The organism is Roseivirga sp. AWQ4_251 (assembly GCF_056158225.1).
Genome location: NZ_JBSWSW010000001.1, coordinates 1,688,879 through 1,711,382, shown reverse-complemented (window position 1 = coordinate 1,711,382; position 22,504 = coordinate 1,688,879). Strand labels below are relative to the sequence as shown.

Annotated in this window: 23 protein-coding genes; 8 read left to right on the top strand and 15 right to left on the bottom strand. The window is 37.9% G+C overall.

What is annotated here, in order from left to right; all coding sequences use genetic code 11:
• The first annotated feature begins 48 nt into the window (after window positions 1-48).
• A complete protein-coding gene (locus tag ACXACJ_RS07550) occupies window positions 49-1,152 on the top strand; it encodes a toll/interleukin-1 receptor domain-containing protein (RefSeq protein ID WP_475133739.1) in 1,104 nt (367 codons plus the stop codon).
• Between the two features lie 67 nt (window positions 1,153-1,219).
• Here the strand turns inward: ACXACJ_RS07550 and ACXACJ_RS07545 are convergent, their stop codons facing one another.
• The 6 genes from ACXACJ_RS07545 to ACXACJ_RS07520 form a co-directional block, all read right to left on the bottom strand.
• A complete protein-coding gene (locus ACXACJ_RS07545; protein WP_475133738.1) occupies window positions 1,220-1,507 on the bottom strand; it encodes a hypothetical protein in 288 nt (95 codons plus the stop codon).
• Window positions 1,508-1,771: 264 nt separating this feature from the next.
• Window positions 1,772-1,984, bottom strand: a complete 213-nt coding sequence (locus ACXACJ_RS07540) for a hypothetical protein (protein WP_475133737.1) — start codon at window positions 1,982-1,984, stop codon at window positions 1,772-1,774.
• A 922-nt stretch (window positions 1,985-2,906) separates the two neighbouring features.
• Window positions 2,907-4,085 carry a tetratricopeptide repeat protein gene (locus ACXACJ_RS07535; RefSeq protein ID WP_475133736.1) on the bottom strand — a complete coding sequence of 393 codons (1,179 nt, stop codon included), beginning with the start codon at window positions 4,083-4,085 and terminating at the stop codon, window positions 2,907-2,909.
• A 24-nt stretch (window positions 4,086-4,109) separates the two neighbouring features.
• A complete protein-coding gene (gene gyrA, locus ACXACJ_RS07530) occupies window positions 4,110-6,635 on the bottom strand; it encodes a DNA gyrase subunit A (protein ID WP_475133735.1) in 2,526 nt (841 codons plus the stop codon).
• Between the two features lie 89 nt (window positions 6,636-6,724).
• Window positions 6,725-7,849 carry a hypothetical protein gene (locus ACXACJ_RS07525; RefSeq protein ID WP_475133734.1) on the bottom strand — a complete coding sequence of 375 codons (1,125 nt, stop codon included), beginning with the start codon at window positions 7,847-7,849 and terminating at the stop codon, window positions 6,725-6,727.
• Between the two features lie 109 nt (window positions 7,850-7,958).
• Window positions 7,959-8,420, bottom strand: a complete 462-nt coding sequence (locus tag ACXACJ_RS07520) for a hypothetical protein (RefSeq protein ID WP_475133733.1) — start codon at window positions 8,418-8,420, stop codon at window positions 7,959-7,961.
• Window positions 8,421-8,705: 285 nt separating this feature from the next.
• Here ACXACJ_RS07520 and ACXACJ_RS07515 point away from each other — a divergent pair, with 285 nt between their 5' ends.
• A complete protein-coding gene (locus ACXACJ_RS07515; protein ID WP_475133732.1) occupies window positions 8,706-9,053 on the top strand; it encodes an arsenate reductase family protein in 348 nt (115 codons plus the stop codon).
• Here the strand turns inward: ACXACJ_RS07515 and rpe are convergent.
• The 3 genes from rpe to ACXACJ_RS07500 form a co-directional block, all read right to left on the bottom strand.
• Window positions 9,034-9,693 carry a ribulose-phosphate 3-epimerase gene (gene rpe, locus ACXACJ_RS07510; RefSeq protein ID WP_475133731.1) on the bottom strand — a complete coding sequence of 220 codons (660 nt, stop codon included), beginning with the start codon at window positions 9,691-9,693 and terminating at the stop codon, window positions 9,034-9,036. The genes ACXACJ_RS07515 and rpe overlap by 20 nt on opposite strands.
• 71 nt (window positions 9,694-9,764) lie before the next feature.
• Complete coding sequence (locus ACXACJ_RS07505) at window positions 9,765-11,306, bottom strand: S8 family serine peptidase (RefSeq protein ID WP_475133730.1); 1,542 nt, start codon at window positions 11,304-11,306, stop codon at window positions 9,765-9,767.
• A 52-nt stretch (window positions 11,307-11,358) separates the two neighbouring features.
• Window positions 11,359-12,087, bottom strand: coding sequence for a hypothetical protein (locus tag ACXACJ_RS07500; protein ID WP_475133729.1), 729 nt, complete (start codon window positions 12,085-12,087; stop codon window positions 11,359-11,361).
• Between the two features lie 206 nt (window positions 12,088-12,293).
• On the opposite strand from ACXACJ_RS07500, the gene ACXACJ_RS07495 reads away from it, so the two are divergent.
• On the top strand, window positions 12,294-12,818 hold the full coding sequence (locus tag ACXACJ_RS07495) for a hypothetical protein (protein ID WP_475133728.1): 525 nt from the start codon (window positions 12,294-12,296) through the stop codon (window positions 12,816-12,818).
• Window positions 12,819-12,884: 66 nt separating this feature from the next.
• On the opposite strand, the gene ACXACJ_RS07490 is transcribed toward ACXACJ_RS07495, so the two are convergent.
• Together ACXACJ_RS07490 and ACXACJ_RS07485 are read right to left on the bottom strand one after the other, a co-directional pair.
• On the bottom strand, window positions 12,885-13,127 hold the full coding sequence (locus tag ACXACJ_RS07490; protein ID WP_475133727.1) for a DUF6952 family protein: 243 nt from the start codon (window positions 13,125-13,127) through the stop codon (window positions 12,885-12,887).
• 3 nt (window positions 13,128-13,130) lie between these two features.
• Window positions 13,131-13,448 carry a thioredoxin family protein gene (locus tag ACXACJ_RS07485; RefSeq protein ID WP_475133726.1) on the bottom strand — a complete coding sequence of 106 codons (318 nt, stop codon included), beginning with the start codon at window positions 13,446-13,448 and terminating at the stop codon, window positions 13,131-13,133.
• A gap of 262 nt (window positions 13,449-13,710) precedes the next feature.
• Between ACXACJ_RS07485 and ACXACJ_RS07480 the strand changes: the two genes are divergently transcribed.
• Both ACXACJ_RS07480 and ACXACJ_RS07475 read left to right on the top strand, forming a co-directional pair.
• Window positions 13,711-14,301: a beta/alpha barrel domain-containing protein gene (locus tag ACXACJ_RS07480; RefSeq protein WP_475133725.1), complete on the top strand. Its 591-nt coding sequence runs from the start codon at window positions 13,711-13,713 to the stop codon at window positions 14,299-14,301.
• A 121-nt stretch (window positions 14,302-14,422) separates the two neighbouring features.
• Complete coding sequence (locus ACXACJ_RS07475) at window positions 14,423-14,923, top strand: phosphoglycerate mutase family protein (RefSeq protein WP_475133724.1); 501 nt, start codon at window positions 14,423-14,425, stop codon at window positions 14,921-14,923.
• Here ACXACJ_RS07475 and ACXACJ_RS07470 read toward each other — a convergent pair.
• Together ACXACJ_RS07470 and ACXACJ_RS07465 are read right to left on the bottom strand one after the other, a co-directional pair.
• Window positions 14,913-15,815: a lysylphosphatidylglycerol synthase transmembrane domain-containing protein gene (locus ACXACJ_RS07470; protein WP_475133723.1), complete on the bottom strand. Its 903-nt coding sequence runs from the start codon at window positions 15,813-15,815 to the stop codon at window positions 14,913-14,915. The genes ACXACJ_RS07475 and ACXACJ_RS07470 overlap by 11 nt on opposite strands.
• The gene (locus ACXACJ_RS07465) at window positions 15,796-16,740 is read right to left on the bottom strand and encodes a glycosyltransferase family 2 protein (RefSeq protein WP_475133722.1); all 945 of its coding nucleotides are present in this window, start codon (window positions 16,738-16,740) and stop codon (window positions 15,796-15,798) included. The genes ACXACJ_RS07470 and ACXACJ_RS07465 overlap by 20 nt, the downstream gene beginning before the upstream one ends.
• 229 nt (window positions 16,741-16,969) lie before the next feature.
• Between ACXACJ_RS07465 and ACXACJ_RS07460 the strand changes: the two genes are divergently transcribed.
• Window positions 16,970-18,028 (top strand): fatty acid desaturase, encoded by a 1,059-nt coding sequence (locus ACXACJ_RS07460; RefSeq protein ID WP_475133721.1) that lies wholly within the window; start codon window positions 16,970-16,972, stop codon window positions 18,026-18,028.
• A gap of 60 nt (window positions 18,029-18,088) precedes the next feature.
• Here the strand turns inward: ACXACJ_RS07460 and ACXACJ_RS07455 are convergent, their stop codons facing one another.
• Window positions 18,089-18,460: a cupin domain-containing protein gene (locus tag ACXACJ_RS07455; RefSeq protein WP_475133720.1), complete on the bottom strand. Its 372-nt coding sequence runs from the start codon at window positions 18,458-18,460 to the stop codon at window positions 18,089-18,091.
• Between the two features lie 120 nt (window positions 18,461-18,580).
• On the bottom strand, window positions 18,581-18,769 hold the full coding sequence (locus tag ACXACJ_RS07450) for a cold-shock protein (protein WP_475133719.1): 189 nt from the start codon (window positions 18,767-18,769) through the stop codon (window positions 18,581-18,583).
• 450 nt (window positions 18,770-19,219) lie between these two features.
• Between ACXACJ_RS07450 and ACXACJ_RS07445 the strand changes: the two genes are divergently transcribed.
• Window positions 19,220-20,542: a DUF2254 domain-containing protein gene (locus ACXACJ_RS07445; RefSeq protein ID WP_475133718.1), complete on the top strand. Its 1,323-nt coding sequence runs from the start codon at window positions 19,220-19,222 to the stop codon at window positions 20,540-20,542.
• A 133-nt stretch (window positions 20,543-20,675) separates the two neighbouring features.
• Window positions 20,676-22,481, top strand: a complete 1,806-nt coding sequence (locus ACXACJ_RS07440) for a glycoside hydrolase family 2 protein (RefSeq protein ID WP_475133717.1) — start codon at window positions 20,676-20,678, stop codon at window positions 22,479-22,481.
• The last annotated feature ends 23 nt before the right edge of the window (window positions 22,482-22,504 follow it).

Here is a 22,504-nt window from a genome sequence, read left to right as displayed (position 1 = left end):
ATATCTGTGTTAAATTAAATTTTAAGACTTAAGATAAGAGTATACTTTATGATTAAGAAGGTTTTCATCAGTCATTCCAGTAAGGACTCAAGACTAGTACGAGAGTTTGTCGAAAAGCTCTTGATTCTTGGTCTCAACTTTAAAAGAGAACAGGTGTTTTGCACATCTTTAGAAGGCACAAACATTACAAGTGGTTCGGATTTTAAAGAATCTATCAAAGTGGCAATAGAAGAAGCTGATATTGGGTTTTTAATTATCACAGCCAATTATAAAGAGAGTGAGGTTTGCTTGAACGAAATGGGGGCATTGTGGATGGTTTGTCAAAATGTGATACCCCTGATTATGGAGCCAGTGAACTATTCAAATGTTGGGTTTATTCACAGCACTTCACAAATACTAAAAATAAATTCTAAGAAAGACCTTCTCAGGTTAGTAGATGATCACAGCCGTCTGTTAAAGGCAGGTGTTAATCTCGCGAACTACAATGCGCAAATCGACTCATTTATTGCAGAACTTAATGTGTCAAAAAAGAAACAAAAAGCACCATTAAAGAAAAGTTTACCGAAAGAAGAAGACTTTGAAGCTTATTTTAGTAGGTTCTTTGAACCAGATATTAATACGACCAACCTAATTTTGCGTGCGCAGCCAACTCTAGATGACTGCATCAAAGTCTTCACCGAAAAGTATGCTAGAACGTTATTTGGGTACTACAGTCAGGTTTTCACTCAAGCTTTGGACCACACAAGTCAGGACGAAATGGCAAGTTTGGTTAGTTATTCTTACAAACGAACAGACTATAATCAAGTAAAATCTGGTGACCATGATTTCCCGGGAGGAATGACCAGCTTATACGAGAAAGGTGCATTGAAACCAGGTAATAATTACTACATAATTAGCTTCAATAACCAAGATAATACCCATGGGTTTTCAATGAAGTTTTGGTGCTTCTTAAACGGTAGGTGGGTATGGTTTCCGGAAATACTAAGCATCACCGATCAAGTGGACGAGGTAATAGAAGACCAGGGTGTACAATCGATTATAAAGTATGCTTCAAAATTTGGTATTGGGAAAGAGTTCAGTGATAGTGGCTTTGCAGTTATGGCCACATCATATATCATAACAGAAGTGATCAGGAAGAATAAGACTATTTAATCGGAAATCCGCCCATGATAATAATTAAGGGAATTTTGAATTCCCTTAATTATTACACAATCATTCCTCAACGCTCCTTAATCCCCTTCAGGCTTTTCGACAATGAAATCACATCGTAAAGTGCATTCTTTTCAATATCATCAATCGGAAAATCCGAATGATACAGCGCAATATGATGAACCAGCTTTAATGACTTGGCCATCTCTTTTGCACCGTGAAAATAGATGAGTTTTAACAGCTCAATTTGTGGCTGTGTCCAGTCTCCGGTATCAATAGTTTCCTCAGAGATTTTAGACTGGTTTGCATTTGCCTTGCACTTACAATCGCAAGGACTTTGACCATTTGAAGTTCGCATAACAATGGGTTTTTAGAAATGAATAAAATAGGGGAGTCACTGCGAACTTCATCAAAGCGGTGCCTTGAATAGGTCTCGGGACTTTCACCCGTATGCTCCCCAATAACTTAGGTTTAAACCAATTGTGACTAATTGACACCATGTGAGTAATAATTGATAAAGTTCGCGCTGTAAAGATAGAACTTTTCCAGCAGAATAATCCAGTAGGGGAGTTTGCAGCTATAAATAGCGCACTATTAAGTGTATTACTTGTAGAATTGAATTCTAGCTAATAGTCATTTGATCGTGCCACTTGACAAAATCTTGATAATTATCGAAAGAGACTTCTCTTGGATTACCAGAACGGCCCTTGGGATAAATTACACTTAAGCGACCATCCTTGAGGTATAATCTGAATTTTCCATAAAAATCCGGGTGAATAAAGTCAGTGCCTCCAATTTTTGGAATTTGGTTCACTCTAACTTCATATCCTAACATTAGTAATTGCTCTTTTTTAATCATAATGGAAAATAAGTATTTGTATGAGACTAACCTTGATATTATGTTAAATAGAAAGCCTCAGTTGTAAAGGTGGGCGGGCAGAAGGAATCGCGGGGATGAGTCCGCCATGTGCGGTTGGCCGATTATTCCTTCTTGATTTCTTTGCATACTTTCGGCATCAAGGCAGAAAGTATGAGCCCAGCGGCTTGAGCGTTCACCAGAGCTACTGAACAACAGCAGATCGCCCCACAGGCTGCCAAAAGCAAATACACGAGCAATAGCAAAAAGAAAAGACTTAGACTAGCACACAGCTCAACTAAAGAGCTACGGTCCAGTACAGCACCAAATAGAGCTTTGGCTCACATGTGTTTTGACAGGCAAATTCCTAACGCCTGAGAATTGAATACTTGAAGACAATCTGTACTACAGGACGTACACGAGAAAATAGAGCATCAGCTTTGCCTGGCAAATCTTATGTGAAGGGCTGGCCAATGGCTGGAACAGCCACAGCGCGGTGGTTAGAATAAAATAGTCGAGTTCGGAACAGGGCTGGGTAGCGTTGGCTAGAGAGCTGGCCGAAGCGGCTTAATATAAAACTAACCCCGAATTTTCGGGGTAACAATGGATCGGATTGATCTAGCTTAACGAGAACCAAAAGCTTCAATCAAAGACGGGAGTATTCGGTTCCCGAGACATCGGGATTAATATAATATAGAATTATATAACAAGTGGTTGGCGGTGCTGGCCGTGTTTTGCTTTTACATAAGATCATTACCGTTATCGCACTGGAGTGACGATAACTGATCTTATGTAAACCTCTGCGTGGCCGCAAAACACTATGATTGTTATATAATTTATATTATGTTAAGTAAATAATCAAGTTATAAGGGAGACTTTCATCTCCCTATATTTTTGAGGATTACTCTCCTCCTTCTAATTTCTCAATTTTATCAAGGACTGCATCTCTCTTAGCATCCATTCCCAACTGATCGTAAATGGTACTCAATGGATTCAACATGAACACGTCCTCTGGCTTCAATTCTGAACCTTTCTCGAAGTATGGCATTGCAGTCTTGAACTTTTCAAAAGCTTCCTGTTTTTTAGCTTCGTATGCTGCGTTATCGTCTAGCTCGTTAGCAGCCTTCAAAATTTCAACACCTTGGTTGAAGTGAACACTACCAATAACATACATCGCATCTGCGTAGTCTGGCTTTAATTCAAGTGCTTTTTCAGCATCTTTTACAGCTTCGTCATATTTCTTATCATTCCACAACAAATACGCTTTAGTGTAATAAGTGGTCTCATTGGCATCACCTTTATCTATTGTAGCCTGAAGACCAGAAATAGCTTCTTCCAACTTATTTGTTCTAATCAAAATATCAATCTCGAAGTCTCTATACAGTTTCTCGTTTGGAAAATCTTCTTTAGCCAATCTTGTATATTTCAAAGCATTGTCATAATCTTCTTTCTGACTCATGTACATGTCAATAAGACCATTGTATGCGAACTGAAGATTTTCGAATTCCTTATCATCTGAGGTTACTACTTCACTGTAAAACTTAATTGCTTCATCATACAGTTCCGCATTGTATGCAGCATATCCAGCATAAAAATCTAAAACCACATTTTCAGGATCAATAGCTGATGACAATTTGAAATACTTAAAGGCCCCTTCATAATCATCACTATTGAAGAATTCGTTACCTTTGTCATTTAAAAGGTTCTGTAGATAAACATAGCCATCTGTTCCTCCCAACATTTGACCGTTGTTGTTCATAATTGGAGGAGTTCTTAAATCGTCTTCCACTTTTTCTCCACCTTTCTCTGAAGCCTTATCGAAATATTCAATTGCTTCTTCAGCCAAGGCAGTGTTTTCCATATCCGCTTTGAACTGGTACATCTTACTTTTACCTAACAGAATATATACATCTGGATCATCCTGAGTTTCAGGATCATTCGCTGCTTGCTGTGCTAAGGTAATTGCCTCATCGTATGATTCCTTTTTGAATGCTTTTTCTGCACTCTTAAGAACCTTCTTTTGTCCGTATACTCCCACTACTGCAAACAGTAATAGGGCGCTGAAAAATAGTTTTTTCATGTTCTAGTCTTAGTTTAATTCTGGTTATTCTTCGTTTTCAATTTCAATGTTTCCGCTTTCTCCTTCAGGTGAAATGGTTTCTTCATTTTCAGAAGTTTCATCATCCATCTTTTCGATTTTCTCTACAGATGAAATTTCATCACCTTCATTTAAGCGAATTAATTTTACACCTTGGGTTGCTCGTCCCATTACCCTTAGAGCCTCTACAGAGATTCTAATCGTAATGCCAGACTTATTAATTATCATGAGATCATCTGAATCAATAACCTCTTTGATGGCAACCAAGTTACCTGTTTTTTCAGTAATGTTAATGGTTTTTACCCCCTTACCACCTCTTTTGGTAATTCGGTAATCTTCTATTGGTGAGCGCTTTCCGTAACCCTTTTCGGAAACTACTAGTAGGTTTGCTTCTTCCCTACTTACACATACCATGCCAACCACTTTATCTTCATCGCTGGCTAGAGTTACAGCACGTACACCGGCAGCAGTTCTTCCCATTGGGCGAACATCACTTTCATGGAAGTGAATGGCTCTACCAGATTTTGCTCCAATAATAATATGGTTGTTGCCATTTGTGAATTTAACCTCTAAAAGTCGGTCACCTTCGTGAATGGTAATGGCATTAATTCCGTTGGTTCTTGGACGAGAATACGCTTCAAGTGTGGTTTTCTTGATGGTTCCTCTTTCAGTACACATCACCACGAAATTATTGTTGATATAATCTTCGTCTTTAAGGTCGTGTACATTGATAACGGCTCTTACTTTATCACCCGGTTCAATGTTGATAAGATTTTGAACTGGACGGCCCTTTGAAGTTTTACTTCCTTCAGGAAGTTCCCATACTTTCTTCCAGAATACTTTACCAAACTCAGTGAAAATCAACAAGTAATCATAAGTCATTCCAGTAAATAAGTACTCAGTAAAGTCATCTTGTTTTGTGGAAGCGCCTCGTGAGCCAACCCCACCTCTACCTTGAGTTTTATACTCAGAAAGTAATGTTCTTTTTACATATCCTAAATGAGAAACGGTGATTAACATCTCTTCATTAGGAATCATATCTTCAGCACTGAAATCTTCAGCAGAGTGAACTATATCGGTCCTTCTTTCATCGCCATATCGATCTCTAAGCTCTGTAAGCTCATCCTTGATGATGCCCATTCTCAGCTCTTCCTTCTCCAGAATTTCTTTCAACTTAGAAATCAACTCCATGATTTCTTTGTATTCCTTCTGAATTTTATCGCGTTCAAGACCTGTCAATCGCTGCAAACGCATTTCAAGAATAGCTTTAGCTTGAATTTCAGAAAGCTCAAATTTTTCCATCAAGCCATTCTTAGCTATTTCTGGATCTCTTGAGTTTCTGATCAAAGCAATTACCTCATCCAAATGATCGAGCGCAATCAAATAACCCTCTAAAATGTGGGCTCTTTTTTCGGCTTCGTTCAACTCATATTGAGTTCTTCTGATCACCACCTCATGCCTATGATCAACATAATATTTGATCAAATCTTTGAGGTTTAAGGTATAAGGTCTTCCTTTCACCAACGCAACGTTATTCACTCCAAATGAGGACTGTAGCTGCGTATATTTATAGAGATTGTTTAAGACAACATTCCCAATGGCATCCTTCTTCAATTCATAAACGATACGCATACCATTACGATCGGACTCATCTCGAATATCAGAAATGCCTTCGATTCTTTTTTCGTTAACTAAGCCAGCAGTTTTTTCAATCATGCTCGCTTTGTTCACCATATATGGAATCTCTGTTACGATAATCCTTTCTCGGCCATTAGGCATGGTTTCGATATTGGCTTTTGCCCGAAGAACTACTCTTCCTCTACCCGTTTCGAAAGCTGATTTTACGCCTGTATAGCCATAAATTGTTCCTCCTGTAGGGAAGTCAGGTGCGGTAACATATTGCATTAATTCCTCAATGCTGATGTCGTTATTGTCGATATAAGCAATGGTTCCATCCACAACCTCAGTCAGGTTATGAGGCGCCATATTTGTAGCCATACCAACCGCAATTCCTGAACTACCATTCAATAGCAAATTGGGAAGTTTGCCTGGTAAAACAGAAGGCTCTTTCAGCGAGTCGTCAAAGTTCAGTTGAAAATCGACAGTGTCCTTATTGATATCTACCAATAACTCTTCTGCAATTCTTCTTAACCTAGCCTCGGTATAACGCATGGCCGCTGGCGAATCTCCATCAATAGACCCGAAGTTTCCCTGACCATCTACCAAAGGATAGCGTAAGGACCATTCCTGAGCCATACGAACCATGGTATCGTATACAGAAAAGTCACCGTGAGGGTGATATTTACCCAGCACCTCTCCTACAATTCTAGCGGATTTTTTATATGGTTTGTTCCAATTTACCCCGAGGTCCAACATGCCGTATAGAACCCTTCTATGCACCGGCTTGAGGCCATCTCTTACATCTGGTAACGCCCTTGAAATGATCACCGACATGGAATAGTCGATGTAGGCTCCCCTCATCTCATCTTCGATATTAATGGGGATGATTGTCTCGTTTGTTCCTTCTGCCATCTACTCTAAAAATGCATCAAATGTTAAGTCGGCAAGATACTAATTTTTGTTGGAGATACAGTGCCATTAGGCCTACTAAAAAAGCGTTTTCAATCGTTTCCGTTGCCATATTGCACCCTTTTCTTACGGGATTGCCCGAACTGGCCTGTTCTTGGATTCTGAGGCCTGAAAATGGACCTTCCCCGATAGATTCTTCCTTTGAAAACATGCTCCATTTGAACACGGTTAGCACCGTGCCTATTTCGTGGATATGTAGGGTATTTGATCAATATGCCCAGGTCCACACTGAAAACATTGAAATTGTGAGAGGTTGAAATTACTTCATCGGCCAAAGTGTACTTTCTCATTTCAAAGGCTGGCCTCATATACACTTTGAAATATTTCGAAATCTTCTTTTCAAAAATCACCCCAATGTTGAAAAAAGGATCATAGGTAACGATATCTTGATTTACTGATGACTTGCTTGTTTTCCAAACGCCAATGGTTACATCGGGCATAATTGAAAAATCGAAATAAGAGTAAGCATTATAAGTAAGTGATCCGAAAATTTTGGTGGTGGATATCTTGGTTTCCTTCAAATTGTAGCCGCCTAAAAATTCGTCAACATCTTGAGAATGACTTGAATTCTTAAATTTCAAGGCTCCAGCGCTAATCCCAACGCCAAAACGAAGAAACTCATCTTCAGTAATCACTCTTTCTCCAGTGGTTTTCAGGTGCTCTTTATCTACTTTTTTGAGTGAGAAAGTAACTCTTAAAGTCCATGGATTGATTCGCCCTGAATTCTTATAAACAAAATCTGTGGTGTCTGTTCGTACAATACGTGCATCCGTTGGGAATTCCTGAAGGTTCCTTGGGCTTAAATCAGTAAACCAATTGGAGTAGGCATTATATTCTGTCAGGTTGCCCTGTTCTTGCCCTAATGGAACAATGAATAAATCTCCATTCTGCTGGTTTTTTACTACCGAAACATCAGTTAATGGATTTTCATAGGTAAAATACCCTAGCCCTTTTTCAAGTTGAAAATTGAACTGGTTGAAAAGTTTGCGGATAGGGCTCACCATTTGAGCCTTTTGTTGTTCAGGAGTTAAGGCTTGTCCGGGAGCAAATCCCTGAACTTTCTCCTTTTTATTTTTTTTAAAAATTTGAGCTTGGGCCTGTTGCTCATTGGCAACAAAACATAAAAGCAATATGAAAATGGCAAAGCAGTGCTTCAATGGACTTTAAACTTTAATCTAATAAAGGTAAACTATTCGAAATATTATCTTTAGGCAACAAAAAAGGCCGCAAAACTGCAACCTTTCTGATTTAGTATGTTAAGGTTGATTAAGGTTTCTCCGTTGCTAATTCAGCCATCATGGCATCAATTTTAGCTTTTGTATCGCCACCACGAGAATAAGCAGACTTTACTTGCTTATACTTAGAAGCACCTAAAGTGTATTTGGCTAAGTTGCTAACCACATCTCCAGCAGCATCAGTTCTAGCTTTAACTCTCTTCTGAATGGTAGCATAAAATTGCTTCTCAAAGTCGGTAGCATCAGCAGGCAATTTACTTACATCACCCTTTCCAGCTGCATCCAATTCCGCATAACGATTACCATCAATGCCTTCTTGCTTTTCAATGAGGTCATTTACATAAGGGCTAATTTTGTCTGTAATAGCTTTCTGAGCCAAAAGGATAATCGCATAATCTTTCATATCCTGATCTGTCAAATCCTGAGCTTTTACAGCAGTTGACCCCAACGTAATCATCAAGCAAACCAATAGAGCTTTTGTTAATCTTTTCATCTCGTTTTCTCGTCTTTGTAGTTTAGCGTTAAATTCAAGCATACAAATAATATGTTTCAGGCTAATTAAACAAGAGAAAAAATGTCAAAAACTGTTAATCGGGTATAAATTCTTGCCCAACCGCTTACATTTTTTGAATTTTGCCCCACGCTGACCCTTACAACAATCAGGTTTATCATAAAACACATACCTAAAGTTTTAGTGTATTTCAATTAGGTTGAAACAATTACTTCTAAAAATGCATTAAGCTTGAAATCAAATAATAAACAAAGCCAAAACCTAAATATGAAAAAAATTTACTACCTATCCACCTGCTCTACTTGTACCCGAATAATGAATGACCTGGATTTAGAAGGATTCGACAAACAAGACATTAAAACTTCACCCATGACCGAAGAACAAGTAGATCAAATGAAAACTTTGGCAGGTGATTATGAATCACTTTTTAGCAGAAAGGCAATGAAATACCGTTCTATGGGCTTGAATGAAATGGATTTATCGGAACAAGATTACCGCAAATACATTCTAGAAGAGTATACTTTTTTGAAACGCCCTGTTTTTATTATTGATGACCAGATTTTTATTGGGAATAGTAAAAAGAATGTAGAAGCCGTTAGAGAAGCGATTGGCTAGCCGCTAGTTTCAGTTCTTCAATGGTAGCCACTGGATCAAGAGATTTAAACACAAAGCTACCTGCCACCAATACATCAGCGCCCGCTTCAACCAATAAGGGGGCGTTGTTTGCATTTACTCCCCCATCAATTTCAATCAGGGTTTTAGCTTCATTTTCCACTATGATTTCCTTGAGCTGCCTTACTTTCTTATAGGTGTTCTCTATAAATTTCTGCCCGCCAAATCCAGGGTTCACCGACATCACAATAACAATATCGATATCCTTAATAGTATCTTCCAGAAGTTGGACACTGGTATGCGGATTAATAGCCACTCCAGTTTTACAATCCAGTGATTTGATCACCTGTAAAGTTCTGTGCAAATGATGACAAGCTTCGTAATGAACCGTAATATTAGCAGCTCCAGCATTACGAAAAGCCTCAAGGTAGCGATCAGGCTGTTCAATCATTAAATGAACGTCTAGAGGCTTTTTAGCATATTTGTTGATGGCCTCGCAAACGGGTAAACCAAATGAAATATTCGGAACAAACATGCCGTCCATGATATCCACGTGAATCCAATCAGCTTGGCTTTCATTCAACATTTCAACATCGCGTTGCAAATTGGCAAAATCCGCGGCCAAAACTGAAGGGGCTATCATAGGTGCATTCATGCTCAAATATATAATAATGTGAAAACTATAGCAGATTTCAGCTGATAAATCAGGAGAGCCTATTGACGGATGAGCTTTTTAACCCAACGTTTTCCTTCGCTATTAAAATTTAAGATATAAAGCCCTTTGGGGTAGCCACTCACATCAATTCTCCAACGGCTTTCAATAAAATTGGGGCTGTACTGATTCTCATAAATCTTTTCGCCTTTTGAACTTACTATCGACAAGCTAACCGACTTATCGAAATAAACATCTGCAAAACCTATAGTAAGGTTTTCTCCTAAATTTGGATTCGGATAAATTACAATCTCCTGATTTAAAGGATTTTCAATATCTTCTATTAAAGTTTCAATTCGCTCAAAAGATGGAATTCCATAACCTAATTCATCGTCAGGATTATGGAATTGGCTACCGCTGTGCCTGATAATGGTGAGCAATTCCAAATTGGTCAATGTTGGGTGAGCTTGCCAAACTCCCGCCACCAAACCCGCTACAACTGGAGTAGAAAACGAAGTTCCGTTTTGAAAAGCAATATTTCCGTTGGAAGTCACAACGGCCGTTCCTTGCCCCAAAGCACTCACATCTGGCTTTACTCTTCCGTCCGAAGCTGGCCCAAAACTGCTGAAAGAAGCACGTTCCAATTGAGAGTTTACAGCGCCCACGGCTAAAACATCTTTGCTATCGGCTGGGGCTGAAATGTAAAACCAGGCTGAATTCCCTTCATTTCCTGCGCTGTTCAATAGAAACATGCCTTTGCTGACAGCAATGTTAGCCGCTTTCGATATTGCAGTGGTTTCCCCATCCATATCGGCATAGGTATAATTCATGGAAGGGTCATCGAACTGGAAATAGCCTAAAGAAGTAGTGATGATATCAACGCCAGCACTATCGGCCATTTCCGCAGCAAAAATCCAGTTATATTCTTCAACTCGATATTCACCTTCAGCCTCACTCACAAAAAGCATGTAGTCAGCTTCAGGAGCAGATCCCATAATTTGATCAGGTAAGTCAGAAGCTAAAATTGATAGAACGCGTGTGCCATGAGTAGAATTGACTTCTACATTGGAAGAATGATCTACAAAATTCCGAGTGAGCTTTATTCGATTCTCTTGAAAGAGCCCAGAAAGCGCGTTTAAATGGCTAATATTTGTAAATCCACCATCAATGACACCGATTAACATGCCTTCTCCCTTATAACCTTTACGATGCATTACATCAATGCCTATCATTTGGTTTTGAAGATCACTGGCTATAGGTTCTTGAACTGAAGTTTCATAATAATCTCCACCATTAGTTTCGCCTGAGCTAGAAGATAAGCCTGGAGCTACATATTCTATTTTGGAAACAAAAGGTAGATCTGCGATTTGCTCCTTTTCAAATTCAGTCATTTCCACCAACACCGCATTCATCCATTTGGTAGAGTAGAAAGTTGGAATGCCTAGTTCCGAAATGGCTTGAACATAGTTTTCATTCACTGGTAAGTCATTTTCCACTACGGAAATCGCTTGACGTTGTCTACGTTCAATAGCTTTTGAAGAAAGGAAAGCCTCAGGTTGGTTCGTTGAATATTGAGAGTTGTTTTTATCGGTGAAGAAAACCATATATCTATCTTGAGCTTGTAGCCCAAAACAGCATAGCAAAAAAAATATAATGCTAGTTTTCTTCCTCATTGATAAAGCCATGGGCATAAATCGTTTCTCTGTAAAAACGACCCAACTCAATGATGCCTTGACCTAAACATTCAGGTCGGGAGCATATTTTGATAACGTTATATTGTTTGGAGATAAGTCCCACACTATCCGCGTAAATTTCTCTTCTGAAGTCTTTAAAGGTAATGCCGTCTTCATCATCTTCCATAATCACCGTCATGGTTTGGGTATTTTCCAAATCTTCATTCACGGTAAGGTTAGTTTGAACACCAATATTCAAAATTTCGAATTGATCGGCCGCTTTGGTATTGTACATATTTCCGTCCCAAAGCCTACCTGCCTTTGAAGGAAACACCATTTTAACAATGGGAATGTTGTTTTCAATCGATACAATTCTATCTCTTTCCAACCTAGCAGCCCAAACTGAATCAAGCTCCCAATTCTTAGTGCTGTTCTCCCTTGTGTAGCGATGGATCAAATGCGATTCTTGCCCCTGATCATTATAAAAGGCACCTCTCACTTCTTCCCTAAGCTGATATTCGAATGTATCGCTAATATCTACTGCTGAATATCGAATTTCGCGCACATTGTACTCCCTATATTTATTCTCTACAAGAAAGTAATAAGACTTTCCGGTATCAGGATCTAAAGCTGGCGTTGGGTCTTCATTAGGACCACAAGCCGCTAAAGCCATGATAGCAAGAAATGCAAAAACTGAAATTTTTCTCCACATAGGATAAGTAAACAGATTGGTTAACGAAACATTCTGTGTTTCATTTTAAACAAAAAATGGTAATGTGAAACTACACACTACCATTTTTATATCATCACTACAAAGATAAGCGATTAAGCCTCCTTCTTTCAAATTTTAAGGGATAATAGTAGTCTAATATTCTCCAGTTAAAATAGTTATATCCATTTTAAGAGGTATATTTATACATGAGAATTCATTTAAAAATTTTGATTTTACCATTATTATTAATGATTCCTTGTACAGGGTTCTCTCAAGAAATCCTCCCAGATTCCATTTTTGAAATAAATGAAAATAGGTTTTTGAGTCGTTTCGATTCAGAAAGTCAATTGATTTTGATCAGGAATGCTAATAACAAAGTACTTCAAAATCAGACCGGTTCTTTGAATGAGCAGCAAATGCTTTCAATAATTAAAGAATTAGAATCTCCTACCATTATCGAGCAAAAAATTAAAGAGATACTTCCTCCTAATAGACTTCAAGATTTAAAAAATGAAGTTATGTACATGCACTTTGAGATAAACCTCAGAGGGGAAATTATTCAAATGAGCTTTGCACTTCAGACGAAGACAGAAATATCGATAAAGGAAATATCTGAATTAGAAAAGGGTCTTCTTCCAATTAAATTCAAACCTCAGATTGAAAAAAACTCAGGCCTAAGCCATATTTTAGTTTCAAAACGAATCGCTTTTAAGAATTTGATTGCTAATTAGGTAAATGGGTTTATCGAGTTATTTCTAACAGGATAAACCCATTCCAATTTCATTATTGATAAGCGATTAATTTATAGATGTTCTCACTTTCTGAGTGTATTCTCTAAGAGCGGTTTTAAAGTCAACACCGTCTTTTTCGATTTTATCTAGAATGAAAATGGCGGCAAAAACATGGGTGAGTTGCTCTCCTTCATCATCACCAGGAATTTCAATTTCAGGCGTTTGCTCTTCTAACAAAGCATCCTCTGCCCTTCTTAAATCGTCAATGTTCTGGCTTTCCACCAGTTTTTTGATTGCAGGAATCTTCATCTCTTAGTTCAAACGGCCGATTAATTCTACAACTTGATCCTCTTTATTTGAAGCTAATGTTTCTACCAACTCACCATTTTTGAAAATAGCGAAGGTTGGCAAATTAGACACTTCACCTAATTTTCTCGCATTTGGGCTCTCTTCGGCATCCACATCTAAGAATCGAATGCCATCAAATTGTTCATCATTAGAAAGTCTTCTGAATTTAGGCGCAAACAATCTACAACTGCCACACCAGCCTGCATAGTATTTTACAACTACTTTCTCATTTTGGCTGATTTCAGTTTCAAAATTGGTGTCGTTTACTAATTCTACTGCCATTTATTTAGGTTTTATAAAGTTTGATTTCGATTTGACATTTATTGAATTCGCTTGCAAAATTAAAAGCATAGGCCAATTCTCATTCATTTCTTTTTGATTATTGACCAACACACTTTACTCTCAAAAGTTTGCTCGGCTAACCTCCCATTTATCCATATGGTTTTGAGAGATTCAATAAAATTTCTGCAAATCAGATTCAATTCCCTTAGTTTTGCCAGCAATCCAAATTCAATTATTCAATACATCATAGAGAATTTCAATTATGGCGCTTAAAACCTTTGTGAAAGTAAGTGGAATCAACAATCTGTCAGATGCCAGATATTGTGCGGGAATGGAAGTTAATCAACTTGGTTTTGAAGTTGAAGAAGGAAGCGATAATTATATTGATCCACAGACATTTAAAGAGATAAAAGGCTGGGTTTCTGGTGTTGAGTTTGTAGGAGAAATCAGTAATCCAAACGCATCATTTTCTGATATTCTTGAACAATATGAATTAGACGCTATTCAGGTAGAAAACTTAGCTCAAATTGAAGATGCTTTGGGCAACGACACTGAGGTGATTTTTAAATGTTCTGATTTAGAAACTGCTCAGAAGGCTGCTCAAACCTATGGAGCGCGATTAGCCTATATTTTGATTGAAGGGTTTGATGCAAGCGATGAATTGTTCGCACTAGCTGAAACAACTGCCATTGTACTGGCCTCAGATTTTAACGAAGAATCTGTTTTGGAATTGACAGAAACAAGCCTGAAAGGAATTGCCATCAAAGGCGGAAATGAGATTAGACCAGGCTTTAAAGATTTTGATGAAATGGCCGAAATCCTTGAAGCTTTAGAAATTGACGACTTAGCCTAAGTGTAAAATTTATTTTACACTTTAAAATAGCTTTCCACATTCATTTACCACCGTCTGGCAATTGAATTAGCATTTAGAACAGCTTCTTTATTATATTTCTACCCATCAAATGCGCTAGATTATGAAGAAGCTGTTTTTTATTGCCTTTCTATTTTTGGGTTTGTTGAGTATTCAGGCTCAGGGAACAAATGAAATTACCACGTTTATTTTAGTTCGCCATGCCGAAAAGGGAACTGATGACCCAAGAAACCCTTCATTGAACGAAACTGGTAAGCAGCGTTCTGAAAAACTCAACGAGATGTTAAAGGATAATGCAATCAGTGCATTGTTTTCTACACCGTACAAAAGAACAGAACAAACTCTAGCGCCTCTTGCTCAGGCCAAAAACCTGAAAATTGAATCTTACGATCCTCGATCTAATGAGTTCGTGAATGACCTTTTGAAAAAGTACACGGGAGGAACCATCGTAATCTCTGGGCATTCAAATACCACTCCTTTCCTAGTAAATTACCTTTTAGGAGAAGATACTTTTCAGCAGTTAGATGAATCGGAATACGGCAAAATATTCATGATTTCTCTAACGGAAATCGGTAAAGGCAAAGTAACAGTTGTTAATTACTGAGTTCAGATTCATTTACTTCTCCTACTTGATGCCTTTCTAATTTCAAAAAAGCTATTCCTGATAAGGAGCTAGTTAGGGTGATTAGAAAGAATAAGGTGGCAAGTGCTACCGCTGAGGTTTGTTCAATAAGAAAATAGCTGTATCCATAAGCGAAAATGGCCTCTCTAATTCCGATTCCCCCGGGGAGGGAAATTGGCAATGATGCTGCTACTGAAGTGACTAAAAACAACGTTAGATAATCGACATAACCCACTTGAACACCAAGTGATTTCAAAATCAAGAATGCACAAATTACTTGTAAGACCTGCACACCTAAAGCTTGTATGTTGGTGATGTTGGTAACCTTTTTAAAACTTTTAAAGAGTAAATTAACGAGAATATAATAAGCGGGATAAGCAGCCACAAGCCCAATCCACAACAGAAACGAATAATCTTCAAGAGCTTCCTGAGCCGAACTAAAAAGAGCCAGCAGAAAGGCTAAAAAACCCAGTGCCACTACCCCACTCACGCGATCGATAAGAGTTGCTGCAACCAGCATTTTCAAAGGAGTTTTATACCATTTATTCAACAAGTAAACTTTATAACCATCACCGCCAATTCCTCCTGGCAAAAACTGATTATAAAGCATTCCTAAATAATAAAGCTTAAGATTGAAGAGCTCCGAAAGCTCGAGTTCAATGGCTTTAAAGAAATAGTTTAAACGAAATGCGCTAAGAATTTTGGATGCATTGAATACAATTAAAGCGAGTATCAGCCAGCCAATATTTGCGGTTAAAAGCGTTTGCTTCAGTTCATCTAAATCAATTTTGCCGATCACAAACTTGATGGCAAAAACAGCGATTACCAACTGAAGCAGTAATTTGACTCGCTTCTTAAGCTTTGACTTGTCCAACAAACACCTCTTTTAAGCGATAAACCTTCTTGTTTTGCGATTCATAATAAGTTCGCATTACGAGTTCGGCAATAATCCCCACAGTGATAAATTGAATTCCTCCTAAAAGTAGAATCGCTCCTAAAAGCAAAAGTGGTCGACCCCAAATATCTTCTCCGAATCCAAATTTCACCACAAGCAGATAGATGTTAATTAAAAAGCCGATACCGAAAGTAATAATTCCCAGGCCACCAAAAAGATGCATTGGTTTTCTGAAGTACTTCTGGAAAAAGATCATCAGAATAAGATCAGCCATTACCTTGAAGGTTCGGTTGATGCCATATTTAGATTCTCCATGAATTCTTGCGTGGTGATTTACATCCACTTCCGTCATATTGGCACCTTGAAGTTTGGCCAATACAGGGATAAAACGGTGTAATTCACCATATAAGCCAAGGTTTTTGGCAATGTCCTTTTTGTAAATTCTTAGGGAACAACCATAATCTGAAAGGCGAACATCGGTTGTGTTTCTGATAATCCAGTTGGCGATTTTACTCGGAAACTTACGCAAAACAAAACCGTCTTGTCTGTTTGCTCTTACACCGGCAACTACATCAAACTCACCTTCTTCCAACTTGGCCATCATCACAGGAATATCTGCAGGATCGTTCTGCAAATCTCCATCCATGGTTACGATATACTCACCTTCTGCCATGTCAATTCCTGCAGACATTGCAGTACTCTGACCGTGGTTTTTGTTGAAAATCAGAAGTTTGGTGCGCTCATTCGCAACGGACTTGATGTTCTTAACCGTGTTGTCAGAAGATCCATCATCAACCAAGATTAACTCATAGTCAATTCCTTCCAACGCTTCATATTCTTTCTGACAAAGAGGAATTACATTATCTTCTTCGTTGTAAACTGTAACAACTACCGATAGCTTCATGGTGTCAATTTGAGCCTGCAAAATAAACGTTTTACTTTTTGAATACCTAACTAAGGAATATCAGAATGGCTAAACAAAAACGTTATACAAATAATTCATTTGAATAAATCTTCGGGGAAAAAGCGGTACAATTCCGTAAACGGTTAATTGTTTCAATAAAAATCGTGGAATTCAAGCTTTGCTTTATGTAGCTTGCGCCCCGAAATCTTTTACCTCCTAAAATTTGTAGATGAGAACTGTTGAACCGGAAAAAATAGTTTTAGGCAAAGAGAAAGTTCAAGCCCTAGTAAAGTACACCCAAGAACACAAGGCAAAGGCTACTATTCAAATTGTAAACTCATTTGTGCCTTTTATTGGCATTTGGGTTTTGATGTACCTTTCGCTAGACATTAGCTACTGGATTACCTTGGCCTTGGGTATAGTGAATGCTTTCTTTTTGGTTAGAATATTCATTATTCAACACGACTGTGGCCACCAGTCTTTTGTAAAGAATAGAAAAGCGCAGAAAATTATCGGCTATGCCTGCAGCTACTTCTCCACCATTCCATTTAATTACTGGGCTAAGTCCCACAATGTGCACCACAAGCACAATGGCCAGTTGGAAATCCGTGATATTGGAGACGTAACTACTTATACTGTTGCAGAATACTATTCATTTAGCAAATGGAAAAGATTTGTTTATCGCTTATACAGATCTCCTTTTGTGATGTTTATTTTGGGTCCAGTTTATTACGTTTTTATTCACAATAGATTAGCCAAAATTAAATTGCCAACTTTCGGAAAAGCAAAAAGCGGCTTACGTTGGAACAATGTTTTTCTGGCGGCCATTTTCACTGTTTTGGGCTTTACCCTAGGTTGGAAACAGTTTCTTCTTGTGCACCTAACTATTCTTGTATTCTTCTCAATTATAGCGATTTGGTTCTTCTATGTTCAACATCAACATGAACATGGTTACAAGCAATGGAGAAAGAATTGGGATTATGTTACTTCGGCTTTAAAAGGAAGTACTTATTATAAAATTCCTCGCATGTTCAACTGGTTAACCGGTAATATTGGAATTCACCATGTACACCATTTGAACCCTGCGATTCCGAATTATAATTTGAAAAAGTGTATCAAAGAAAATCCTTGGTTGAATCAATTCCCAACCATTATTGGTTTCAGAGATAGCTTGAAGTTGGCTTCCAATAAACTTTGGGACGAAACTCAACAGAGGATGATTACTTTCCGTGAATTTTATATGTTAGAAAAGAAGGGATTGATCACCGTTCCAGTTCAAAAGTCTTAAGCAATACGTTGTCTCAAAATCGAATAGGAAGAACTAATTGATTTTGAGACAATCTTATTTTTATATCCATTCCTGATTGTTGTGAGTTCTTTCATGAACTACACTTCCCGTATGCTGAGTTGCAGCAGGTTCAAATAACATCACCCAAACTTCTTCTCCGTTTTCTGTTCTTGGAAAATGCTCCACTCCTTTCGGAACCACAATCATATCTCCCTCTTTCAGAACTTCCGTTCTGTCCCTAAATTCCATGATCAAAGTACCTTTCCAAATCATGAAAAGCTCATCTTCATTTTCATGACTGTGCCAAACGAAGTCATCTTTCAACTTCGCCAATTTCACCAGCTGACCATTTAATTCGCCAATGATTCTAGGTTTCCAGTGATCCGAAAATGACTCGAACTTTTCTCTAATATCTACTTTTGAGTTTTTCATGTTTCAATTTACCCTCTAATTAATTCGGGTTAGAATTTTTAGACATAAAAAAAGCTCAGATAAACTGAGCCATTTTTCAGCATAATGATGCTGGTAAAAGTTTTTATGATAAGTGTAAAATTAGATTACTCTAACTCTTACAGCATTCATTCCTTTTTTACCTCTTTCTACTTCAAATTCTACTTTATCGTTCTCACGAATATCGTCAATAAGACCTGTAGTGTGAACGAATACATCTTCGCTTGAATCTGATGGAGTAATGAAACCGAAACCTTTGGTTTCATTGAAAAATTTTACTGTTCCTTGCATTGTAAATAATAATTATTCTTGATTGGTATTAAGCTGACAGCTGTCATAGTGGTTGCTAAACACCTAATTTTGTATAGGCCACTCGCCTATTTGTTCATTAGCAACACTGAAAGATTAAGGCATTCGTTTTAAGCATTTTTCTTCAGCATAAACTTTAATATCTCAATTGATGACTGAATTACAGAAGATTCAATTGAAGGAAGATAAAATCAAAACGGATTTGCCTTTGAAAGAAGGGCCTTATACGGAATGAAGATTACAATTTCCGAGTTAAAGGTAGGCTAAATATTCAGCATTTCTTCTAAAATGAAATAAATACTTCTGAAAGCGTAATCTGATGAGCCGCACACATGTGTAAAAACTAAAGTTTCAATCATTAGAGTTGAACATTTTTCGCTTTGGTTGGTCTAAACTTTGAAACAAAGGTCACAACCTTAAGTCGCTCCATACATGAAAAAAATCAATGACTTTATTTACAAGTCATATCGGCTGATTACAGGCAGCATTGCTTTTTACCCCACTCTGATTGCTCTTGGTTTTCTGTTCTTCTCCATTGTAGTGATACTGATTGAATACGATTCATTTATGATGGATCTGAAAGAAAGCATTTCACTCGTTTTGGTCAAGAGTAAGGAAGATGCTCGTTTGGTTTTAGGAACGCTTGTTGGCAGCATTATCTCCCTCATGGTATTTAGCTTTTCTATGGTAATGATTGTGCTCAATAGAGCCTCCGCAACCCTTTCGCCCCGCGTAATTCCTGGATTGATTACCGATAAATCCAATCAGATTGTATTGGGTTTTTATATGGGGACCATCATTTACTGCCTTATCTTGATCGTTAATATTCAAGCAGAAAAAACCAATCAAACGCCTGATTTTGGGATTTTCATGGCCATGCTATTCGGTATCAATTGCTTGGCTTTTTTCATGTATTTCATTCATACCATAAGTCAATCCATTCAAGTAGATAATATTCTAAAGCGGATTCAATTCAGTACTGAACGTGAAATGGATCGGCTTTCTATTTCTGGAAAAGACGAAGACATTGAGCTGCCAAACACCAGCGATTGGCATACTTTGCATACACCCAAATCTGGCTATTTGAAGGAAGTGAAAGTGAAAGAACTGGTGAAGTTTTGTCAAAAACATGACTTGAAAATTAAGATCAGGGAACGCATCGGTTTCTTTTTAGTGAAGGACTATCCCTATCTCAATGTCAGTCCAAAACCAAGTGATGAGCTGCTCAACGAAATCCACAGCAGTTTCATTTTTTATCCTGAAGAACGATTAGATGATCATTATTCATTTGGCTTCAAGCAAATTTCTGAAATCGCAGTAAAAGCACTTAGCCCTGGCATTAACGATCCAGGAACAGCCATAAAGGCTATCAATCTACTTTCTGTCTTGTATATCAAAAAGATGAAGATGAAAGACAAATATTATGTAGCTGACAAGGAGAATGAGCCTCGACTTTTCTTCGACAAATTGAGTCTACATGAAATGCTATATAACAACCTAACTTCCATTCGAGAATATGGAAAAAGTGATGCATTAGTAATGAATACTTTACTGAAAAGCTTAAAAAACATGCTTTATGCCGATCAAACTTGTGAATATCACGAGGATATTGTTCGACACATTCAGAGCATTATAGATTCTTGTAATGCTTTTATCAGCAATAAAATTGATCAAGAAAGCCTAAACGAAACACTTGTTTCCATCAACGATATTCTATCCCCGAATTATCAAATCCAACAATTGAAAATTGGTTAGCAGTATATTAATCCTCTTCAAATAGAGGCGGAAAAATAGAGATTTCACTTAATCGTATTTTTTACGCTTGATTGTAGTCCGTATTTTAAGGCAAATTATTACCTTAAAATCTTGAACAAATCAACAATCACCTATGAAATACAAATTCCTCATAATCTTATTTTTTTGTGTCGCACAAGCGGCATTCAGTCAATGGCAGCCTGCCGGAGACAAAATGAAGACGGAATGGGCTTCTAAAATCAATCCTGAAGATGTCCTTTCAGAATATCCACGCCCCATTATGGAGCGCAAAGAATGGATGAACCTCAATGGACTTTGGAACTACGCTATTTCTCCTGTTGAAGCTCCAAAACCAAGTTTGCAAGGAGAAATATTAGTGCCATTTGCAGTTGAATCAAGCTTAAGTGGCGTGCAAAAAACTGTCGGAGATCAAAATATAGTTTGGTATGAAAGGACTTTCAAAGTTCCTTCTAAATGGAAAGACCAGCAAATTCTATTACACTTCGATGCCGTAGACTGGAAAACTGAAGTTTGGTTGAACGACATTAAAATTGGAGAACATACAGGCGGATACGCCCCTTTTTCCTTCGATATAACGCCATATTTAAACACCGGAAATGAAAAACTAACCGTAAAAGTTTGGGATCCCACCGACAATGGCCCGCAACCTAGAGGCAAGCAAGTGAATAAGCCTGGAGGTATTTGGTATACACCTGTAACGGGCATTTGGCAAACAGTTTGGCTTGAACCAGTTCCCAAAGCCCATATTAATCACTTGAAGAACATTCCGGATATCGACCATAAAAAACTGAGTGTAAGTACTCAAGTTGAAGGTGCTCAAGCTGGAGATTGGGTGGAAGTTAAGGTGTTAGAAAATGGTAAAGCAATTACCCAAGGAAAAGCCATTGTCGGCCAAACCATAGATATGAATTGGGAGAACATTAAGCTTTGGTCGCCTGAAAATCCCCATTTATATGACCTTGAAGTATCATTATTCAGAAATGGAAAAATAATAGACCAAGTAAAAAGTTATACCGCAATGCGTAAAATCTCGACTTATAGAGATGATAATGGTATTGTAAGATTTCAATTGAACAACAAAGATTATTTCCCTTTCGGCTTGCTAGATCAAGGTTGGTGGCCTGACGGGCTCTACACTGCTCCTACTGATGAAGCTTTAAAATTCGACATAGAGAAAACGAAGGAAATGGGCTATAACTTAATCAGAAAGCATGTTAAAGTGGAACCTGCACGCTGGTATACTTGGTGTGATAAATTGGGCGTATTGGTTTGGCAAGATATGCCGAACGGTGATGATTGCCACAACTGGCAGATGTACAATTATTACGATGGTGCGGATCCAAAACGAACAGAGGCTTCAGAAAACATCTATAAACAAGAATGGAAAGACATTATGGATGCTTTAATTTCATACCCTTCAATTGTGACTTGGGTACCCTTTAACGAGTGTTGGGGCCAATTTAAAACGAAAGAGGTGGTTGAATGGACACAGAAGTATGATCCTTCACGCTTAGTGAACCCAGCAAGTGGTGGAAACCATTTCTATACTGTGGGCGACATGCTGGATATTCACAGTTATCCAAACCCAAGAATGGAAATGTACGATGCCAATAGACCAACCGTTTTAGGAGAATATGGAGGAATTGGCTTAGCACTTGAAGATCATCTTTGGTTTACTGACAGAAACTGGGGCTATGTACAATTCAAAAATTCGGAAGAAACTACTGACGAATATATCAAGTATGCCAACCAGCTTTTGGAATTGATCAAAAAAGGGTTTTCTGCCGCTATTTATACCCAAACCACCGATTTAGAAGGTGAAATCAACGGCCTTATTACTTACGATAGAAAAGTAATGAAAATGGATTTAGAAAGAATAAGAGCTATAAATCAGAAGATTTGTAACAGCTTGAATTGATAAAAAGAAACGGTTCTTTAGGT

Excerpts from the sequence above, each read along its gene's own strand:
- ACXACJ_RS07455 (WP_475133720.1), bottom strand. The coding sequence starts at position 18,460 with ATGAAAAACTCAAAAGTAGATATTAGAGAAAAGTTCGAGTCATTTTCG.
- ACXACJ_RS07520 (WP_475133733.1), bottom strand. The coding sequence starts at position 8,420 with ATGAAAAGATTAACAAAAGCTCTATTGGTTTGCTTGATGATTACGTTG.
- rpe (WP_475133731.1), bottom strand. The coding sequence starts at position 9,693 with ATGATAGCCCCTTCAGTTTTGGCCGCGGATTTTGCCAATTTGCAACGC.
- ACXACJ_RS07490 (WP_475133727.1), bottom strand. The coding sequence starts at position 13,127 with ATGAAGATTCCTGCAATCAAAAAACTGGTGGAAAGCCAGAACATTGAC.
- ACXACJ_RS07495 (WP_475133728.1), top strand. The coding sequence starts at position 12,294 with ATGAGAATTCATTTAAAAATTTTGATTTTACCATTATTATTAATGATT.
- ACXACJ_RS07460 (WP_475133721.1), top strand. The coding sequence starts at position 16,970 with ATGAGAACTGTTGAACCGGAAAAAATAGTTTTAGGCAAAGAGAAAGTT.
- ACXACJ_RS07440 (WP_475133717.1), top strand. The coding sequence starts at position 20,676 with ATGAAATACAAATTCCTCATAATCTTATTTTTTTGTGTCGCACAAGCG.
- ACXACJ_RS07500 (WP_475133729.1), bottom strand. The coding sequence starts at position 12,087 with ATGTGGAGAAAAATTTCAGTTTTTGCATTTCTTGCTATCATGGCTTTA.
- ACXACJ_RS07480 (WP_475133725.1), top strand. The coding sequence starts at position 13,711 with ATGGCGCTTAAAACCTTTGTGAAAGTAAGTGGAATCAACAATCTGTCA.
- ACXACJ_RS07505 (WP_475133730.1), bottom strand. The coding sequence starts at position 11,306 with ATGGTTTTCTTCACCGATAAAAACAACTCTCAATATTCAACGAACCAA.
- ACXACJ_RS07450 (WP_475133719.1), bottom strand. The coding sequence starts at position 18,769 with ATGCAAGGAACAGTAAAATTTTTCAATGAAACCAAAGGTTTCGGTTTC.
- ACXACJ_RS07445 (WP_475133718.1), top strand. The coding sequence starts at position 19,220 with ATGAAAAAAATCAATGACTTTATTTACAAGTCATATCGGCTGATTACA.
- ACXACJ_RS07550 (WP_475133739.1), top strand. The coding sequence starts at position 49 with ATGATTAAGAAGGTTTTCATCAGTCATTCCAGTAAGGACTCAAGACTA.
- ACXACJ_RS07540 (WP_475133737.1), bottom strand. The coding sequence starts at position 1,984 with ATGTTAGGATATGAAGTTAGAGTGAACCAAATTCCAAAAATTGGAGGC.
- ACXACJ_RS07515 (WP_475133732.1), top strand. The coding sequence starts at position 8,706 with ATGAAAAAAATTTACTACCTATCCACCTGCTCTACTTGTACCCGAATA.
- ACXACJ_RS07465 (WP_475133722.1), bottom strand. The coding sequence starts at position 16,740 with ATGAAGCTATCGGTAGTTGTTACAGTTTACAACGAAGAAGATAATGTA.
- ACXACJ_RS07545 (WP_475133738.1), bottom strand. The coding sequence starts at position 1,507 with ATGCGAACTTCAAATGGTCAAAGTCCTTGCGATTGTAAGTGCAAGGCA.
- ACXACJ_RS07535 (WP_475133736.1), bottom strand. The coding sequence starts at position 4,085 with ATGAAAAAACTATTTTTCAGCGCCCTATTACTGTTTGCAGTAGTGGGA.
- ACXACJ_RS07485 (WP_475133726.1), bottom strand. The coding sequence starts at position 13,448 with ATGGCAGTAGAATTAGTAAACGACACCAATTTTGAAACTGAAATCAGC.
- ACXACJ_RS07475 (WP_475133724.1), top strand. The coding sequence starts at position 14,423 with ATGAAGAAGCTGTTTTTTATTGCCTTTCTATTTTTGGGTTTGTTGAGT.
- gyrA (WP_475133735.1), bottom strand. The coding sequence starts at position 6,635 with ATGGCAGAAGGAACAAACGAGACAATCATCCCCATTAATATCGAAGAT.